Here is an 18,309-nt window from a genome sequence, read left to right as displayed (position 1 = left end):
TGAGAAATCGGCAAGAGAGCCGCCGGTTTCACGGAGTGAAGACCTTATGAGCATCAATATCGGCCCCGACCCTTCCGACGATCTGCGCCCCCGGATCACGGTTATCGGCGTCGGCGGTGCCGGCGGTAACGCCATCGCCAACATGATGGAGGCCGACATCGAGGGTGTCGACTTCATCGTTGCCAACACCGATGCGCAGTCGCTCAGCACCTCCCCGGCAGAGCACCGCATCCAGCTCGGTCCGGAAAGTACCGGCGGCCTGGGCGCGGGCGCGCGGCCCGAACTGGGCAAGGCGGCGGCCGAAGAGACGGTCGACCAGATCGAGGAAGCGCTCGAAGGCGTGAACATGTGCTTCATCGCCGCCGGGATGGGTGGCGGCACGGGCACCGGCGCTGCGCCGGTGATCGCGGAAGCCGCGCGGCGCAAGAACGTGCTGACCGTCGGCGTGGTGACCAAGCCGTTCCTGTTCGAAGGCACGCGCCGGATGCGGGCCGCCGAGGCGGGGATCGAAGAGCTTCAGCGCCATGTCGATACGCTGATCGTCATCCCCAACCAGAACCTGTTCCTGATCGCCAAGCCGGAAACGACCTTCAAGGAAGCGTTCCGCATGGCGGACGAGGTCCTGCAGCAGGGCGTGCGCTCGATCACCGACCTGATGGTGATGCCGGGTCTGATCAATCTCGACTTCGCCGACGTCAAATCGGTGATGGAAGAGATGGGCAAGGCGATGATGGGCACCGGCGAGGCCGAGGGCGACAATCGCGCCCGCGAGGCTGCCGAACAGGCGATCGCCAACCCGCTTCTCGACGGCGTGTCGATGGCGGGTGCCAAGGGTGTGATCATCTCGATCATCGGCGGCGAAGACATGAAGCTGCTCGAAGTCGACGAGGCGGCGAACCACATCCGCGATCTGGTGGACGAAGACGCGAACATCATCTGGGGTTCGGCGTTCAATCCCAATCTCGAAGGCAAGATCCGCGTCTCGGTCGTCGCGACCGGGATAGACGACGGCGTGAGCAGCCACTCTGCATCGCCGCGCAGCGCGATGGCCTCTGCTCCCGAACCGCGCCCGGCCAAGCGTCCGGCGCTCGATTTTGCCGAGCGTGGCGAATCGGACGAGCGCGGGGCCGAGCCGCAGGGCACCAGCCCGGCAATGCCGCAGTCGTTCGGTGAACCGTCCTCCGGCGGTGCGCGCATGAGCAGCGACTACAGCGAAGACTATCACGAAGACGGGGCCGAGGATGTCGACGGCATCGTCGATCCGCTTGCCGGTCTGCGCAACGAAGATGAAGACGACGCGCCCGCAGCCGCACCCGAACCTTCCGCCGACGCGCCCTTCGCCCGCCCCTCTGGCGAGCGTAAGCCTTTCGACGGTAACCCGGCGGACGATTGGGGCAGCGCGTCGGACGACGACGATACGCTCGATCTGGGCGCGGCGCAGGAAGCGGCCCCTCGGTCCGGCGATGATTCCGACGAGCTGGTGCTCGGCGAAGACGCTGGCGAGGAAGCACCCGAGCCGGAGCCCGCGCCGTCGCGCGGTCGCCGTCGCGGGCTCGTCTCGGGCGAGGGCGATCCGCAGCGCAAGCCTGCGCCCCCGCTGCCGCAAGGCGGTGGCGGCGGCACGCTGTTCGAACGGATGGCCAAGCTGTCCCGCGGCGGAGCACCCGAAGAGGAAGACGACGAGGACGATGATGGCTCCTCGCTCAATATCCCGCGGTTTCTCGGGCGACAGAACAACCAGTAACGGCGACGAACCGCGCCGTTCCCGGCGCAAGGGGCTGTTCAGCGCGCAGCGGCATGATTAGAACCCGCAGCATGACGGGTTGCAAGCTTCTGCGCGCCATGCCGACGGCGCTGTCTCTCGTGCTGGTGGCAGGCGGTGCGCCGGCCCTGGCGCAATCTGCCGATACGGTGTCGCGGGCGGTGGTCCAGCCGCTGCCACCGGCCGCTTCCGACGATCTCAACGCCGCCTTGCTGCGGCTTGCTGCGGATCGGCGCGATGTCGATGCGCTTGTCTCCGCCGGGCTCGCTTCGCTTTCGCTCGACGATATTGATGCAGCGATCGGGTTTTTCGGGCGCGCCAAGGAATTGTCGCCCGACAATCCCCGGATCGCGGAGGGGATGGGTGCCGCCTATGTACGCTCGGGCCGCCCGGTCGAGGCGCTGAGCCTGTTCGAACAGGCCGATCGGGCGGGGATCGGCACCGGCGCGCTGTGGGCGGACCGGGGGCTCGCCTATGATCTGGTCGGCCAGAACGACGCCGCGCAGACTGCCTATCGGCGGGCGCTGCAAGGCAAGAACGACCCGGCGGTGCGTCAGCGTCTGGCGCTCAGCTACGCGATCGCGGGCAATCGCGACGCGTTCGAGGACGAGCTGCGCCCCTTGCTGGAAGAGCGCGACTACAATGCGTACCGCACGCGCGCCTTCGGCCTCGCCGTGCTCGGTCAGGCGGACGAGGCGCTTGAGATCGCCCGCGCCGTGATGCCGCGCGATCTGGCGGGGCGGATGGAGCCCTACCTGCGATTCATGCCGCGCCTGACGAAGTCGCAGCAGGCGGCGGCCGCCAATCTCGGCCTCTATCCTTCGGCCACCCGGATCGGGCGTGACGATCCGCGCATTGCGAGCGCGGCGGGCGCGGCCAGCGCGGCAACACCTGACGCAGCTGCTCCCACACCGATCAGCGCCGGGCAGGGGGCAAGCGTTGCCAGCAGCACGCCGACCGTGCGCGACCTGCGCGATCCGCTCTCGCGCACCTTCATGCGTCCTTCGCGCACACGCGTGGCGATCCAGCTCCCGCCGCCGCCTGTGCGGCAGCCCGAACCAGAGGCCCAGCCCACGCCGGAACCGCAGGTCGCTGCGCAGCAGGCGGGCGAGCTGGCTCCCGCCGTGCAGCAACAGGCACCGGGCGCCGCAGTTCGCGTGGCCGAAACCGCTACTGCGTCGGCGCAGGCCGCCCCGGGACTGATCAGGCCCGAAATGGGCCAGCCCGAATCGCGGCAGGCAGCGCCTGTCTTCGCCGCGGCCCAGAGCCGCCCGCCCGCCAGCCCCCCGGTGACGGGGCCGGTCGATCTGGCGGACGCCTTTGCCGAGTTTGCCGAGCCGACCAATGTCGACGTGGTCGGCGGCGATGTGGTCGATATCAGCGCGATCACGCCCAAGCGGGAGAAGAAGGAGCCGCCGCCACCACCGCCCGCACCGCGCCGGATCTGGCTTCAGCTGGGGATCGGCCAGGATCTCGCGCTGCTGCGCAACGACTGGCGGCTGAAATATCGCAAGATCGATGCGCTGAAGGGCGCGGCGCCCTTCACAACGCCGTGGGGCCAGACCAATCGGCTGCTGGCCGGGCCGTTCGAGAGCCAGGCCGATGCGCGCAAGGCGCTCAACGCGCTGTCCGCCGACGATATCGATTCCTTCATCTGGACCAGTCCCGAAGGCGCTGCGGTCGAGCCGCTGGGCTGATCCGCCCGGCGGTTCATCCCCGGAAAAGTGCTTTTCCCACAAGGCGTGAACAGGGTTAATGCTTTTGCACCGCTGGCTTGCCCGGCAGGTTTGCGTGCGCCCCCGTGCTTCGCCCAAGAGGTGGTCAGAAAGACAGACGGGTATAGGGATCGCCAATGGAAACCGCTTTGAACGACAATATCGGCAGCGAATATGGCGCGCCGATGGATGTGCTCGCCGCGCTGTTCGACGCGCGGGGCTGGCCGCTCGACACCTATGCGCAGGAAGAGCTGGGCGGCGAAATTCAGGGTGCCTGGGTGAAGTATCAGCTGCGCGCGGTGCTGCGGCCTCAGGACGGCGTGCTGCAGCTGATCTGCCTGCCCGATATCCGGGTCAGCAAGGAACAGCTGATGCCCGCCTACGAACTGCTCAGCCTGGTCAACGAACAGGTCTGGCTTGGTCATTTCGATATCTGGAGCCAGGGCCGCGTGCTGGTCTATCGCCACGGCGCGCTGCTGGCGGACGACGGCATGCTGTCGATCAGCCAGGCACAGGCGCTGATCGAAAACGCGGTCGATGAATGCGACCGCTTCTACCCGGCGTTCCAGTTCGCGCTGTGGGGCAACAAATCGCCCGAAGACGCGCTGGAAGCCGCGATGATCGACGCGGCGGGCGAAGCCTGAGCGAAAACCGCAGAAATGCGTGATCCAACCTGAACAGGCGTTAAGCCTAAAATCGACGCGCTGACCTTGAATTTCCGCCGGTTTGTCGCGATATTCACCGGTGAACCGGCGCATATCGCAGCCGGCAAATGGAGTGGCTTGAAAATGGCTAACTGGGACGACCGCACACGGCAGGGTTTCGGCTCTGTGCCGCGCGCCGGGGGCGATGTCGCCTCGCGCACGACCTTCGACGCAGGGCTGCGCAAGTACATGCTCTCGATCTACAACTACATGTGCTCGGGCGTACTGCTGACCGGCATCGTCGCGTTGCTGACCGCGCAGAGCGGTTTGGCTGTGACGTTCGCAAGCGGTCCGCTGATGTGGATCGTCGCGCTGTCGCCGCTGGCGATCGTGTTCGCGATGAGCTTCGGTGCTCAGAAGTTCAGCAAGACGACCTTGCAGATGCTGTTCTGGGGCTTCGCCTTCCTGATGGGGCTGTCGCTCTCGACGATTTTCCTCGTTTATACCGGCGGTTCGATCGCGGCGACGTTCTTCGCGACCGCAGGTGCCTTCGCGGGACTGAGCCTCTATGGCTACACCACCAAGAAGGATCTGAGCGGCTGGGGCAGCTTCCTGATCATGGGCGTGATCGGCATCCTGATCGCGATGGTGATCAACATCTTTCTGCAGTCGGCTGCGCTTGAACTGGCCGTCAGCATCCTCGGCGTGCTGATCTTCGCGGGGCTCACCGCGTACGACACGCAGCGCCTCAAGAGCGACTACGAGCGCCTGCGTGGCACCAGCTGGGAAGGCAAGTCGATCATCCTGGGCGCACTGAGCCTCTACCTCGACTTCATCAACATGTTCCTGTTCCTGCTGCGCTTCATGGGTGCGGCGCGCGACTAGCGCCGGATCCGGCAGGACGAACCCGAAAAGAGACGCCCGGGGCGGATTTTCCGCTTCGGGCGTTTTCACATGCCTCGTAATGGGTTATTGGTGCCGTAACGCGAATGATGGTCGCCGCCACGCTTCCCCCGGAGCGTCCGAGCCGATCCGCGATGGGAGCCTTTCGATTATGTCCGACGACCTGAAGTCGCCGCTGCGCATCACGCTACTCGCTGGCGCGCTGAGCCTGCTTGCCGCCTGCGCGACGCCAGCGCCGCCGCCTCCCCCGCCGCCTCCGCCGCCTCCACCGCCGCCGATTCCCGCACGACCCATCCCGCCGATGGGGGCGGCCGCGACGATGCTGATTCCGCAGGTGGCCCCCGACGGTGTGCGCCAGACCGTCAACGCTTACGTGACGCCCGCGCAGGCGACGTGGAACGTGCGTTCGGCCTTCAACGTGGCCGCGCTCAACTGCCTCGCGCCGCAGCACGCGAACATTCTCGAGAACTACAAGCTGTTCCTGACCAACTTCGACAAGCCGCTGGACAAGGCGAATGACAAGGTCGAGGCGGAGTTTCGCGAGAAATACGGCGACCGCAAAACGGGCCGGGCGGAACTCGATGACTACATGACCAAGGTCTACAACTATTTCACCATGCCACCCGCCAAGCAGGCGTTCTGCGATGCGGCGCTGGAACTGAGCAACGAATCCGTACTCGTTGCGCCGGCTGATCTGGAGAGCTTCTCGGCCAGGGCGCTCGCCAGGTTCGAAGGCGTGTTCGAGGATTTCTTCCGCTCGTTCGAACGCTACCGGACCAATCTCGCGACGTGGGACCGGCTCTACGGTACTCCCGCCGGGCTCTACCCCAGCTACGGGCCGACCACGCAGGTGGCCGACAACGACACCGTGCCCGGTAACGATGGCAGAGTGCTGCTCAACGCGCCGGTCGAAAATCCCGATGGCCAGTCGGTGACAGTCCCGCAGGCCACGCAAGGCGTCGAAGTCGCGCCCAGCACTGCGGCAACCCAGGGCGACCAGCAGCAGCCGGAGACGGGCGCAATCGTCCTTCCCGGGACCGCGACGGCCAGCACGGCGGGCGACCTTCAGGGCCCGCCGGCCCCGGATCCGTCGCGCTGACGAACAGAAACCCGTCGAAAGGCCTTGCGTCTCTCGACGGGTTCGTTATTGGGCGCGCTCTCGTGCAGAAACGCATCGCGTGCTCTGCGCTTACCACACCTGAACGGGGCCGTAGCTCAGTTGGGAGAGCGCGTCGTTCGCAATGACGAGGTCAGCGGTTCGATCCCGCTCGGCTCCACCAGGTGGCGGTATTTTCAGCGGCTCGCACAACCCGGTGCGGGCCTTTTTTGTTGCCATGCTCGGCGCTCCCTCTCCCCGCAACCGGCCAGTGGCCGTGCGCATGGTTGAGCGGAGAGGGCGAAAAACTGGCAATCCCCGTCAATTCGGCTTACCTGCGGCGCAATGCATTTTCTCGATCAAGCCAAAGTCTATCTGAAGTCCGGCGCGGGCGGCCCTGGGGCCGTCAGCTTCCGGCGTGAGAAATATATCGAATATGGCGGTCCCGACGGCGGTAACGGCGGCAAGGGCGGCGATATCGTGTTCGAGGCGGTGGCCGGGCTGAACACCCTGATCGACTTCCGCTACGCGCAGCACTTCAAGGCCAGCCGCGGCGGCCACGGCATGGGGCGCGACCGTACGGGCAAGGGTGCGGACGATCTGGTCGTGCAGGTGCCAGTGGGCACGCAGGTCCTGTCCGAAGACAAGGAAGAGATCATTGCCGACTTCACCGAGGTCGGCCAGCGCATCACGATGCTCCACGGCGGAATGGGCGGACGCGGCAACGCGAGCTACAAGACCAGCACCAACCGTGCCCCGCGCCAGCACCAGCCTGGCGAGCCGGGCGAAGAGATGTGGGTCTGGCTGCGGCTGAAGCTGCTGGCCGATGTCGGGCTGGTCGGCCTGCCCAATGCGGGCAAATCGACCTTCATCAACCAGGTCACCAATGCGCGCGCCAAGGTGGGCGACTATGCCTTCACCACGCTGGTGCCCAAGCTGGGCGTGGTGCGCCACAAGGGGCGCGACTTCGTGCTCGCGGATATTCCCGGCCTCATCGAAGGCGCGGCGGAAGGCGCGGGCATCGGCGACCGGTTCCTGGGCCATATCGAACGCTGCCGGGTGCTGATCCACCTGATCGACATTGCGGGCGACGACCCAGCCGATGCAATGCGCACGGTCGAGGCGGAGCTGGACGCCTATGGCGCGGGGCTGGAAGACAAGCCGCGGATCGTCGCGCTCAACAAGCTGGACCTTGCCGATGGCGAGCTGGCCGAGGCGTTCGGCGACGAGCTGAAGGCGGCGGGTGCCGACGCGGTCTATGCCGTTTCGGGCGCGACCGGCGCGGGCGTCGAGGCGCTGCTCGATGCGGTGCTCGGCTATCTGCCCGATCGCACCGCGCTCGAGCGCGAAAGCGAGGGCGGGGTAAGCCATCCGGCGGAAGAGCCTGCGTCCGATGGAGATAAGCCCGGCGAGGGGGAAGAGACATGGTCGCCGATCTGATTTCTGGATCGGAGGAGCGCGCCGGATGACTCTGGCGCTGACCGGCGGCACCGGATTCGTCGGGCAGGCGCTGCTCGACCTGCTCGAGGACTCCGGGGAGCGGGTGCGCGTGCTCGCGCGCAAGGTGCCGGAAAACCGGCGCGGATTCCGCTGGGTCGACGGCAGCCTCAACGAACCGTTCAAGCTCGCGCATCTGGTCGCCGATGCCGAATGCGTGATCCATATTGCCGGGCTGACCCGCGCGACCAACCCCGACCATTTCGAGATCGTCAACGTCACCGGCACGCTCAACGTGGTCGAGGCGGCGGTGCGTGCGGGGGCGAAGCGGCTGGTGTTCGTCTCCTCGCTCGCCGCGCGGGAGCCCGAGCTGTCGGCCTATGGCGCGTCGAAACGCCGTGCGGAGACAATCGTTGCCGCCAGCGGGCTCGACTGGACGATCGTGCGCCCGCCCGGGGTCTACGGCCCGCGCGACACCGATTATCTGGAGATGTTCCGCGCCGCGACCAAGGGCGTGCTGCCGGTGCCTGCCGGGGGCCGCAGCTCGATGATCCATGTGCAAGACCTCGCGCGCCTGCTGCTCGCGCTGCGCGAAGGCGGGGAGGGCATCACGCACGAGATTTTCGAGCCCGACGACGGGCGCGACGGTGGCTGGACCCATGCGGACATGGCGCGCGCGATCGGCGATGCGGTGGGCAAGACGGTGTTCCCGATCCCGCTGCCCGCCTTCGCGCTCCACGCCGCGGCGATGGTCGACGAACGGGTGCGCGGTCGCAATGCACGGCTGACCCGTGACCGCGCGGGCTACCTCGCGCACAAGGACTGGACGGTCCGCCGCGATCGCGCCGTGCCGCCTGCTGTCTGGAGGCCCGAGATCCTGACCCAGAACGGCCTGCGCGACACCGCACAATGGTATCGCGAAGCAGGGATGCTCTAGCTTACTCCATCCGGGGCTCTGCACGCCGCGGCGCTATAGGCCTCCCGATAGGGCCGGTCCCAGCACCGCTCCATTGCTTCCAGCACGTTGAGGTTGGGCGGCCAGCTTATCTCGAAAACGGTCCCGTCCGCTGCGGTGACATGTCTCTGGTCGCTATCGGGAACCTGTTTGAGGCCTTCGATCGAGCGGCGCAGGCCGTCGCGATCGCGGGCCAGGAATGCGATTGTGCCCGATACGTAGTGGTTCCAGCCGAAATCGGCATCTTCCTCGGGAGGATGGTAGGTTATCCGGAACAGGGCGATTGCCTGATCGGTCTGTCCGGCATAGGCGCGCATCTGCCCTTCGTGCCAGTAGAGGATGCTTTCATGCGCGCGCTTGGCGTAGCGCCATTCGCGGATCAGCTCGGCTGCGGCGAGCTCGCATCCTTCTTTTTTCGCGAGAGCACGCCAGCCGCCATCCATATCCTGATCGAAGGCGTCGCTGTCGAGCGCGAGCATCGCATCGAGATCGTAGGAGCAGTCGGGAGCGGCGCTTGCGGTTGAGGGGCCCGTATCTGCTCCGGGTACGGGCTGGGCAAGGGCGAGGATCAGGGACAGCAACACCGCGCGAGGCTAGCACACGTCCGGCGGCGAGCAAGCATCTACAGGAACGGTTCCTCGCCCGGCTTGTGGATGCCGCATTCGACCTTGTCCCAGCCTTTCCACCGGCCCGAGCGCGGGTCTTCGCCCGGCGCGACCTTGTGGGTGCACGGCTCGCAGCCGATCGAGGGGAAGCCACGCGCTACCAGCGGGTGGCGGGGCAGGTCGTGTTCTCCGAAATAGGCCGCGATCCGCGCGGCGTCCCAATCGATGAGCGGATTGATCTTGAGCCGCCCGGCGGCGTCGGAATGGTCGATCTCGAACCGGGGCAGGTCCGCGCGGGTGGCCGCCTGAAACGCCTTGCGGCCGGTCAGCGTTGCGTCGAACCCGGCCAGTGCGCGGGCCAGCGGGCGGACCTTGCGCAGATCGCAGCAGCCGTCGGGGTCGTAGGACCATCTGAGGCCGGTTTCGTCCCGCGCGGCCAGCTCCGCCTCGTCCGGCGTCAGGATGCGCAAATCGGTCAGACCGAGTTCGGCGATCAACGTGTCGCGATAAGCGAGCGTCTCCGGGAAGTGCTTCAGCGTGTCGAGAAACAGCACCGGGGTTGCCCGGTCCACCTGCGCCACCTGATGCAGCAGCACCGCGCTTTCCGCGCCGAAGCTGGAGACGATCGCGACCCGCCCCGCCAGGCCGCCGGTGAGCACGGCATCGAGGAGCGACGACGTGTCCGCATCGGCGAAGCGCGTGTTGAGCAGATCCGCCTGCTCCTGCGTGAAGCGTGCAGAAGAATCGATCCGGTCGACATCGCGCGCGAGGCGTTGCGGCGCGTTCACCGGTCGTCCCCGTCACCATGCCGCAGCGCCCAGATCGGCGTGCGCGGGTCTGCCGCGCTCTGATACACCTCGGGGAAGCGCGCGAAGGCGGCTTCGGCATCGGCCATGTCGATCGGTGCGTCGGGCGCGAAGGCATCGAACCCGCAGCGGCGCATATAGGCCAGCTGGTCGACCAGCACGTCACCCACCGCGCGCAGCTCGCCCGCAAAGCCCGCTTCGCGCAGGATCCGCGCGGCGGAATAGCCGCGCCCGTCGGTGAAGGCGGGGAAGGCGATGTCGACCCGGGCCAGCCGGTCGAGATGGGCGAGCAGTTCGCGGGCGTCACCGCCCGGTTCGATCCGCACCGCGACCGCATTGGTCTGCTCGGCAAAGGCCTCCAGCGTCACTGCAGGCTCCATGCAGGGCGTATCGTCGCGCAGGCGGATGGTGGTTGCCTCAGGCATAGAGCGCCTCCTTGAACGGGGCCATGCCGATCCGGCGGTAGGTGTCGAGGAAACGCTCTCCATCCTCGCGTTCGCGCAGGTAGACATCGGCCGCGGTCTCGACCGCGTCGACGATGCCACGCTCGTCGAAGCCGGGGCCGGTGATCTTGGCGAGGCTGGTATCCTCCGCCTCCGATCCGCCGAGCAGCAGCTGGTAGTTCTCGGTGCCTTTGCGATCGACGCCGAGGATGCCGATGTGGCCTGCGTGGTGGTGGCCGCAGGCGTTGATGCAGCCGGAGATTTTCAGCTTCAGCTCACCCAGCGCGGCTTCCTTGCCATTGGCAGCGAACCGCTCCGAAATGCGCTGCGCGATCGGGATCGAGCGGGCGTTGGCGAGGGAGCAATAGTCGAGACCAGGGCAGGCGATGATATCGCCCATGAGATCCGCGTTGGGCGTACCCATGCCGGCGTCGCTCAGGGCCTGCCACAGTGCCGGCAGGTCGTCCTTGGCGACATGCGGCAGCACGACGTTCTGCGTGTGCATCACGCGCAGTTCGTCGAAGGAGTACTGCTCCGCGAGGTCGGCCAGAACGCGCATCTGGTCGGCGGTGGCGTCGCCGGGAATGCCGCCGACGGGCTTGAGGCTGACGATGGCCGAGACGTAGTCCGGGTTCCGGTGGGCGTGGGTGTTGTGGCGCGCCCAGCTTTCAAACCCGTCACCCCGGACCTGATCCGGGGGCCCGCTTTCTTCTCGCACCGCGCCCTCAGCGGGATTCCCGCCTTCGCGGGAATGACGAAGGGGGGAGGGCAGCTCGAAGAAGCCCTTGATCCGCTCCAGCTCGGCGAGCGGCGGCTCGACGCCCTGCTCCAGCAGGTGGGCGAATTCCTCCTCGACCTGGCGGGTATATTCTTCCGCGCCGAGTTCGTGGACGAGGATCTTGATCCGCGCCTTGTACTTGTTGTCGCGCCGTCCGTAGCGGTTGTAGACGCGCAAGGCGGCCTCCGAATAGGTCACCAGCTGGTCGAGCGGTACGAAATCACGGATCAGCGGCGCGATCATCGGGGTGCGGCCCATCCCGCCGCCGACATAGAACTGCGCACCAAGCTCCCCGTCACGCCCCACGATCCGGATGCCGATATCGTGCAGCCGCATCGCCGCGCGATCCTGCTCGCTCGCGATCACGCAGATCTTGAACTTGCGCGGCAGGTAGCTGAACTCGGGGTGGAAGCTGGACCACTGGCGCAGCAGCTCCGCATAGGGGCGCGGGTCCGCCACCTCGTCCGCCGCAGCGCCCGCGAAATGGTCGGAGCTGATGTTGCGGATGCAGTTCCCGCTGGTCTGGATCGCGTGCATCTCCACGCTCGCCAGGTCGGCGAGGATGTCGGCCGCGTCTTCCAGCTTGATCCAGTTGTACTGGATGTTCTGGCGGGTGGTGAAATGGCCGTAGCCGCGATCGTACTTCTCCGCGATCGTCGCCAGCATCCGCATCTGCCCACCGTTGAGCGTGCCGTAGGGAATGGCGACGCGCAGCATGTAGGCGTGCAATTGCAGGTAGAGGCCGTTCATCAGCCGCAGCGGCTTGAACTGGTCTTCGGTCAGCTTGCCTGCCAGCCGGCGTTCGCACTGGTCGCGAAACTCGGCCACGCGGGCATCGACCATGGCCTGGTCGTATCGGTCGTAGGCGTACATCAGATTACCTGCTCGATCGCTTGCGGATCATCGGGTTTGAGAGTGAGGTCGGGGCGCACCGTCGGGCCGAGTGCGCGGACGCGCTCTTTGATATGCGAAGGGCGCGGCGTGCCGTCGGGGCCGGGTGCGGCCTCGACCACGTAGGGCACGTTGACGCGGCGCGCGGCTTCCTCCCGCGTGGCGATGGCCTCTGCGTCATCGCCCGCGTCGACCGCGTCCTCGATCAATGTGGACCAGCCATCGCCGGTCCACCAGGTGACGGCGCCGGTCTTCAGGTCGTTGCCGGTGATGAGGTTCACTGCGCTGCCTCCATTGCCCGGGCGGCGATCTGCGCGTCGGTGCGCGCGGTGACCTCGCCGATCACGATCAGCGCCGGGGAAGTGACGCCTTCGTTCTCGACGAGGTCGGGCAGGCCCGCGAGGAGCCCGCGCAGCACGCGCATGTTGGGGCGCGCGCCATTCTCTATCACCGCGACCGGCATGTCGGGGGAGAGGCCGTCCGCCATCAGTTTGTTCGCGATGTCGCCGGCGGTCTTCACGCCCATGTAGATCACCAGCGTGCGGCCCTTGCCGGCAAGGCCCGACCAGTTCTGGTCGCTCAATCCCTTGCACTGGCCGGCCACGAAGCTGACGATGCTGGAGGCGTCGCGGTGCGTCAGCGCAATCTGGGCGGCGGCCGCCGCGCCGTTCGCGGCGCTGATGCCGGGCACGATCTCTACGTGCACGCCAACGGCACGCGCCGCCTCGGCTTCCTCACCGCCGCGTCCGAAGATCAGCGGATCGCCGCCCTTGAGCCGCACCGGAGAGCGCCCGGCCTTCGCCTCGCGCACCAGCAGGGCGTTGATGTCTTCCTGCGGGAGGGTGTGTTTGGAGCGCCGCTTGGCGACCGAAATCAGCGTTGCGCCTTCGCGCGCCATCGCCAGAATCGCGGGGTCGACCAGCCCGTCGTGCACGATCAGGTCCGCCCCCTCGATCAGGCGTGCTGCGCGCAGGGTGAGGAGGTCGGGGTCGCCGGGGCCTGCGCCCACGAGGTAAATTGTGCCGGTATCTGCCATGCGAGGGTACATGGCGGGAGCGGCGGATGCGCGCCAACCAGAATGGGTTCGCGTGCGGCTAGCTATTCTTTAGCGCCTATTCCTTGGCCTGGGGCTTGTCCGATTTCGCGCGAGTCTGCTGGAGCGCCGCGATCAGCTGGTCCAGCCCCTCCGCATTGCGCAGATTGATATCGCGCTGGGGGAAGGGGATCTCGACCTCGTGTTCCTGGAACAGGTGCCACAGCTTCTTGAGCACCGCGCTCTTCACGTTGCCCGTCCCCGCCTCGGGGTCGGTGATCCAAACATGGATAATGAAGTTCACGCTGCTGTCGCCATACCCGTCCAGCCAGACGGTCGGCGGGGGTGACTTGAGCACCCGGTCGCACGACAGCGCGGCCTCCAGCATCAGCTCTTCCGCCTTGTCGATATCCGCGTGGTAGCTGATCCCGACCGGCACCTGCATCCGCACGTTGCGGCTGGAATAGGACCAGTTTTCGACCTGATTGATCATCAGGTTCTCGTTCGGGATCAGGTATTCCTTCTGGTCGCGGGTGGTGATCGAAACCGCGCGGATGCCGATTTTGCGGATCTGGCCGAAGGTGGAGACGCCCGCCTGATCCGCGATCGCGATCACGTCGCCCGGTTTGATCGACTTGTCCATCAGCAGGATGATCCCGGCGATCAGGTTGCCGAAGGTCTTCTGCAGGCCGAAACCGATGGCAAGGCCGAACGCGCCGGAGAACACGGTGAGCGCCGTCAGGTCTATCCCGAGCAGATCGATCCCGATCAGGATCGCCATCCCCCACACTACAATGGTGATGATCTTTTCAGCCAGCAGGCGGCGGGTCTGGTCGAGCCGGGTGACGCGCGCCAGCCCGAGATGGGCGAACTTGCTGCCGAAGAAGGCGAAGGCGAACACGCCGACAACCACGGCGAGGAACACGATCCCGTCCCACACCGAAATGTGCATCGATCCGACATCGATCGCCATCCCGTCGAGCGACTGGATCACCTGGCCGACGGTGCGGTTCTGCTCCCCGACCGCCTGAGCGATCTCGTCCGCAGCCTTGACGGATTCGGTCGGGCTGGCGGTCGGCGTGGGGGTAGCGGCAGCGCCGCTTGCCGCGTCGCCGGGCACCGGTTGCAGGATCACCTGCTCGCCAGCCTCCAGCGTATCGGGGCTACCCTTGGGTGTGGGGCTCGCGCTCGCCTCGGGGTTGAGAACCGCCTGGGTTGCGGAAGTGGGGCCGACGCCGGACATCAGCTATGCTTGATCGTGGCGAAGGCGCGGTCAAGGTCCGCGATCAGGTCATCCGCATCTTCCAGCCCGATGGCGAGGCGAATGCCGAGGTGATCTTCCTCGTGCCAGCCGGGCTTGGGCCAGGCACTCGCGCTGCGGATGCGCGCGGCATCGAAGGGCAGGGCAAGGCTTTCGAACCCGCCCCAGCTATAGCCGATGCCGAACAGCTCCAGCGTGTCTACGAAAGCCGCGCGCTGTTCGCTGGTGTGACCCGCCAGCACGAAGCTGAACAGACCGCACCCGCCGCTGAAATCGCGGGCCCACAGTTCGTGGCCGGGCGACCCTTCCACCATCGGGCACAGCACATGCGCAACCTCGGCGCGGTCTTTGAGCCAGTGCGCGATTTTCAGCGCGCTGGCGGTGCTCTGCCTGAGGCGCAGCGGCATGGTGCGCAGGCCCCGGGCGACCAGCGCGGCATCGTCGGGCGAGACCACCTGGCCGAGGCTCTGTGCGGTATGGCGTAGCTTGGCGTAATACTTGGCCCCCGCGCTGGCAGCGCCCATCATCACGTCCGAATGGCCGCCCGCATGTTTGGTCAGCGCGGTGATCGTGATGTCGCAGCCATGCTCCAGCGCGGGAAAGCCCAGCCCGGTGGCCCAGGTATTGTCGATCAGGACGGCTGCGCCCCTATCCTTCGCGATTGCCGCCAGGCGCGGGACGTCGGGCACTTCCATCGTCAGGCTGCCCGGGGTCTCCAGCATCACCGCGGTGGTCCGGTCGTCGAAGGCGATTGCGTAGGCGTCGTGATCGGCGGGATCGAAGAAGCGGGCTTCCACGCCCCACCGCTTGAACAGGCCGGATGCGATCGAGCGCGTGGGTTCGTAGACATTGTCCTGCACCAGCAGCACGTCGCCCGGTTCCAGCACGCTCATCATTGCGCCTGCCAGCGCGGCGGTGCCGCTGGGATAGAGCATGGTGCCCTCGGCCCCCGGCTCCAGCTTCGTCAGCGCCTCGGCCAGCGACCACTGGGTCGGCGCGCCCCGGCGCCCATAGTGGAAGTGACCGTCCTCGTTGTGCGCCAGCGCGGCGATCCGGTCGGCTTCGCTCTCATAAAGATGCGTGCTGCCGCGCCAGATCGGCGGATTGACCACCGGTCCGGTCCACTCCTCGCGCCGCCCGGCGAGGACGGCGGCGGTGCTGGCTCCGGTCGGTTTGTCGATCTTGCTCAGCGGGCTTCTCCGGTTTCCTTGGGTGTGTCGGGGTCTGCGCCCCATTCGCTCCAGCTGCCGTCGTAAAGCGCGGTCTGCGGAGCGCCTAGGAGGCGCAGCGCGAACAGCAGGACCGACGCGGTTACGCCGCTGCCGCAGGTGGTCACGATCGGGCGGTCGAGATCGAGCCCTGCCTTGTCAAACAGCGCGCGCAGCGTCTCGGGATCGCGAAACGTGCCGTCGTCCGCCAGCACATCGCGGAAGAACAGGTGCCGCGCGCCGGGGATATGCCCGCCCGGCAGGCCGTGCACGGCGTCTTCGACGCTGCCGGTGAAGCGGCCCGCGTCGCGCGCGTCGACCACCTGCTCGCGGTGATCGTCGAGATTGGCGAGCATCGCCGCCTTGTCGCGAATATCGGTGATCCGCACCGTGGTCGCCGGGCGATCCATCGCGGCGGTCTCGGGCATCCCGCCTTCCAGCGGCCGGCTCTCGGCCTTCCACTTGGCCAGCCCGCCGTCGAGGACCGCAATATTGCGCAAGCCTGCGAGGTCGAGCAGCACCCATGCCCGGCACGCGCTGCGCAGATCGGAATCGTCGTACAGCACGATCCGCGTCTGCGGGCCGATTCCGCGCTCGCCCAGCCAGCGCGCGACCCGTTCACCGTCGGGCACCTTGCCGGGCAGGGCGGAGGCGGGATCGTGCAGCCCGGCGAGGTCGAGGAAGCGGGCGCCGGGGATATGCGCGGTTTCGAATTCGGCGCGCGCATCGCGCTCGGCCATCGGCAGGTGCAGCGAGGCATCGAGCACCGCGAGGTCGGGCGCGGCCAGCTCTTCGGCCAGCCGCTCGGTCGAAACGAGCTTGTCCATTGCCAGCGCGGATAGCCGGTCGGCCCCCGGCTTGTCGAGCGCTCAGGCGAGCGCGCGGGTGGTCAGCTGCGAATAGGTGCGCGGGCCTTCGTCGAGCCGGAACGGCGCAGGGCGCGCGGCGCTGCCTGCCGGTTTGTTGCCGATGACGAAGGTGTGCGCGGACGGCTTCTGCTCCGCAGTGCGCACGGTCAGCCGCATCAGCGGGACGAACACGGGCACCTGGCCCTGTTGCAGCGCGCGCACCTCGCTCAAGGGAAGCCGCAATTCCCCGCGAATGACCGCCCGCTCGCCCGGATCGAGATGGTCGATCGTGTGCAGTTCGGGGTAGGAATGGTCGGGATCGGCGACCTGCTGCGAGGTCGGCACGCGCCCGTGGGCGGTGGTCAGATCGCCCGCGATGCGGACCTGCGAGATCGGCGCGCGCCCGCGATTGACGATCGTCAGGCGGTACGCGACCGTCGCGTTGACCACGCTGCGGCTGAGCGTGGTGGCATGCGCTTCAATGCCCAGCGAAGCCGCTTCGAGGCGCGAGAGCGCGCTATGCTTGTGGATTTCGCGCAGCGGCGGGCCGGAAAGGTCGGCCGGAGCGGCTTGCACCTCGGCCCGGGCACGACTGCGCCGACGGGCCGCGAACAGGATAACCGCGCCGAGCAGCAGCGCGAGCCCCGCCATCAGCGCACCCCACAGCCAGCCCGGCGTTCCTTCGTTGTCTGACGATGCGTCAAACGCGTCGACAGGCTGCGCCGTGTCATCGGGCACGGTCTCGGGCAGAACATTGGCAGGCAGAGCGGCGTCGGGTTCGGGAGCGGTTTCCTGCGCACCGGTGTCGACTACGCCAGTATCGCCCGGTGCAGAGCCAGCCCCGGAATCCTGGCTGTCAGTGCTCGCGCGGGAAGGCGCGCTGGCTCTCGGCGCGGGTTCGGCCAGAACTTCGCGGGTGGAAACGGGCGCATCGCTGGTCGGCAGGTTCGGGCGGGCCGAACGGGTGGCGCTCGGCTGGGGGCGCGTAGTTTCGGACGCGCGCGGAGATGCGCTGGGGCGCGGCGTGACGGCTGGCGTCGGCGTGGCCGTCGGCGGCAGGATCACGCGCGGCGCGCTGCGGTTCTCTCCCTCCAGATCGATCGGCCCCTGCGCCTGCGGGCGCGCGGTGGGGGTCGCGTCGGGATCGGGGGGTAGCTGAAAATCGCTGGCGGACTGCGCATGGGCAGCCGTGGCGGCGAAGAACAGCAGGCAGGGGAAAAGGGCGCGTCTCATCAATTCGGACTTCGGGGCAGGAGAAAGATGCCCGTACACCGGGCAGGGCGGCGCTGAATAGGCGGTGAATCGCCGCTACGCAAAGGCTTGCTTGTGCCACGCGCGCGATGAAGGCAAGGACGCGGCATGAGCGACACACCCCACGACCCGCAAACCGGCAGCACCCCGCGCTTTCTCGGCCAGTCGACCGGCCTGCCTACAAGCCCCGAAGAAGCCGAGCTGGATTACGTGCCCAATCCGCGCGAAGGCTCGCTGTACATGGTGCGCTTCTCCGCGCCCGAATTCACCTCGCTGTGCCCGGTCACCGGCCAGCCCGACTTCGCGCATCTGGTGATCGACTATGCCCCGCAGGCGACGATCGTCGAATCCAAGAGCCTCAAGCTCTTCCTCGGCTCTTTCCGCAACCATTGCGGTTTTCACGAGGATGTGACCGTGGGCATCGGCCAGCGGCTGTTCGACGAGATGGCCCCGCGCTGGCTGCGGATCGGCGGCTACTGGTATCCGCGCGGCGGCATCCCGATCGATGTGTTCTGGCAGAGCGGTCCGGTGCCCGAAGGCCTGTGGGTGCCCGAACAGGGCGTCCAGAACTATCGCGGTCGTGGCTGACGGCTCCGGCCCGGCTACTTGACGATTATGACACAGCCGACCGGCTGGTTCGCGGATTCTCCGAACTGACGCAAATGCGTCAAGC

The 18,309-nt window shown here is 67.2% G+C and carries 18 protein-coding genes and 1 tRNA gene; 9 read left to right on the top strand and 10 right to left on the bottom strand.

Annotated features, from left to right (window positions below):
- Positions 1–46 precede the first annotated feature (46 nt).
- From ftsZ to KYN89_RS10000, 8 genes are all read left to right on the top strand, one after another.
- Positions 47–1,744, top strand: a complete 1,698-nt coding sequence (gene ftsZ / locus KYN89_RS10035) for a cell division protein FtsZ (RefSeq protein ID WP_222824966.1) — start codon at positions 47–49, stop codon at positions 1,742–1,744.
- Between the two features lie 98 nt (positions 1,745–1,842).
- The gene (locus KYN89_RS10030; protein ID WP_248285172.1) at positions 1,843–3,459 is read left to right on the top strand and encodes an SPOR domain-containing protein; all 1,617 of its coding nucleotides are present in this window, start codon (positions 1,843–1,845) and stop codon (positions 3,457–3,459) included.
- Between the two features lie 155 nt (positions 3,460–3,614).
- Complete coding sequence (locus tag KYN89_RS10025; protein ID WP_222824964.1) at positions 3,615–4,121, top strand: type III secretion system chaperone family protein; 507 nt, start codon at positions 3,615–3,617, stop codon at positions 4,119–4,121.
- A 144-nt stretch (positions 4,122–4,265) separates the two neighbouring features.
- On the top strand, positions 4,266–5,006 hold the full coding sequence (locus KYN89_RS10020; protein WP_222824963.1) for a Bax inhibitor-1/YccA family protein: 741 nt from the start codon (positions 4,266–4,268) through the stop codon (positions 5,004–5,006).
- 169 nt (positions 5,007–5,175) lie between these two features.
- On the top strand, positions 5,176–6,123 hold the full coding sequence (locus KYN89_RS10015; RefSeq protein WP_222824962.1) for a hypothetical protein: 948 nt from the start codon (positions 5,176–5,178) through the stop codon (positions 6,121–6,123).
- A gap of 105 nt (positions 6,124–6,228) precedes the next feature.
- A tRNA-Ala gene (locus KYN89_RS10010) sits at positions 6,229–6,304 on the top strand.
- 161 nt (positions 6,305–6,465) lie between these two features.
- Entirely contained in the window at positions 6,466–7,560 is a 1,095-nt protein-coding gene (obgE, locus tag KYN89_RS10005) for a GTPase ObgE (RefSeq protein ID WP_222824961.1), read from the top strand.
- 25 nt (positions 7,561–7,585) lie between these two features.
- Entirely contained in the window at positions 7,586–8,494 is a 909-nt protein-coding gene (locus KYN89_RS10000) for an NAD-dependent epimerase/dehydratase family protein (RefSeq protein WP_222824960.1), read from the top strand.
- On the opposite strand, the gene KYN89_RS09995 is transcribed toward KYN89_RS10000, so the two are convergent.
- From KYN89_RS09995 to KYN89_RS09950, 10 genes are all read right to left on the bottom strand, one after another.
- The gene (locus KYN89_RS09995) at positions 8,491–9,096 is read right to left on the bottom strand and encodes a hypothetical protein (protein ID WP_346727229.1); all 606 of its coding nucleotides are present in this window, start codon (positions 9,094–9,096) and stop codon (positions 8,491–8,493) included. The genes KYN89_RS10000 and KYN89_RS09995 overlap by 4 nt on opposite strands.
- A 38-nt stretch (positions 9,097–9,134) precedes the next feature.
- Entirely contained in the window at positions 9,135–9,905 is a 771-nt protein-coding gene (locus tag KYN89_RS09990; protein ID WP_222824959.1) for a phosphoadenylyl-sulfate reductase, read from the bottom strand.
- On the bottom strand, positions 9,902–10,348 hold the full coding sequence (locus KYN89_RS09985) for a DUF934 domain-containing protein (protein WP_222824958.1): 447 nt from the start codon (positions 10,346–10,348) through the stop codon (positions 9,902–9,904). Before KYN89_RS09985 ends, KYN89_RS09990 begins: the two co-directional genes overlap by 4 nt.
- The gene (locus KYN89_RS09980) at positions 10,341–12,017 is read right to left on the bottom strand and encodes a nitrite/sulfite reductase (protein WP_222824957.1); all 1,677 of its coding nucleotides are present in this window, start codon (positions 12,015–12,017) and stop codon (positions 10,341–10,343) included. The genes KYN89_RS09985 and KYN89_RS09980 overlap by 8 nt, the downstream gene beginning before the upstream one ends.
- On the bottom strand, positions 12,017–12,316 hold the full coding sequence (locus KYN89_RS09975) for a DUF2849 domain-containing protein (protein ID WP_054524818.1): 300 nt from the start codon (positions 12,314–12,316) through the stop codon (positions 12,017–12,019). Before KYN89_RS09975 ends, KYN89_RS09980 begins: the two co-directional genes overlap by 1 nt.
- Complete coding sequence (gene cobA, locus KYN89_RS09970) at positions 12,313–13,071, bottom strand: uroporphyrinogen-III C-methyltransferase (RefSeq protein WP_222824956.1); 759 nt, start codon at positions 13,069–13,071, stop codon at positions 12,313–12,315. Before cobA ends, KYN89_RS09975 begins: the two co-directional genes overlap by 4 nt.
- A 76-nt stretch (positions 13,072–13,147) precedes the next feature.
- Positions 13,148–14,311: a mechanosensitive ion channel family protein gene (locus KYN89_RS09965; protein WP_222824955.1), complete on the bottom strand. Its 1,164-nt coding sequence runs from the start codon at positions 14,309–14,311 to the stop codon at positions 13,148–13,150.
- The gene (metC, locus tag KYN89_RS09960; RefSeq protein ID WP_248285170.1) at positions 14,311–15,564 is read right to left on the bottom strand and encodes a cystathionine beta-lyase; all 1,254 of its coding nucleotides are present in this window, start codon (positions 15,562–15,564) and stop codon (positions 14,311–14,313) included. Before metC ends, KYN89_RS09965 begins: the two co-directional genes overlap by 1 nt.
- Complete coding sequence (locus KYN89_RS09955; RefSeq protein WP_222824954.1) at positions 15,516–16,364, bottom strand: sulfurtransferase; 849 nt, start codon at positions 16,362–16,364, stop codon at positions 15,516–15,518. Before KYN89_RS09955 ends, metC begins: the two co-directional genes overlap by 49 nt.
- A 42-nt stretch (positions 16,365–16,406) precedes the next feature.
- Positions 16,407–17,618 carry a hypothetical protein gene (locus KYN89_RS09950; protein ID WP_222824953.1) on the bottom strand — a complete coding sequence of 404 codons (1,212 nt, stop codon included), beginning with the start codon at positions 17,616–17,618 and terminating at the stop codon, positions 16,407–16,409.
- Between the two features lie 126 nt (positions 17,619–17,744).
- Between KYN89_RS09950 and queF the strand changes: the two genes are divergently transcribed.
- On the top strand, positions 17,745–18,224 hold the full coding sequence (gene queF, locus KYN89_RS09945) for a preQ(1) synthase (RefSeq protein WP_222824952.1): 480 nt from the start codon (positions 17,745–17,747) through the stop codon (positions 18,222–18,224).
- Positions 18,225–18,309: the final 85 nt, after the last annotated feature.

The organism is Alteriqipengyuania abyssalis (assembly GCF_019857185.1).
GTDB classification, from domain to species: domain Bacteria; phylum Pseudomonadota; class Alphaproteobacteria; order Sphingomonadales; family Sphingomonadaceae; genus Alteriqipengyuania; species Alteriqipengyuania abyssalis.
The sequence above is the reverse complement of the archived record's forward strand: the minus strand, read 5'-3'. Positions and strand labels throughout refer to the sequence as shown.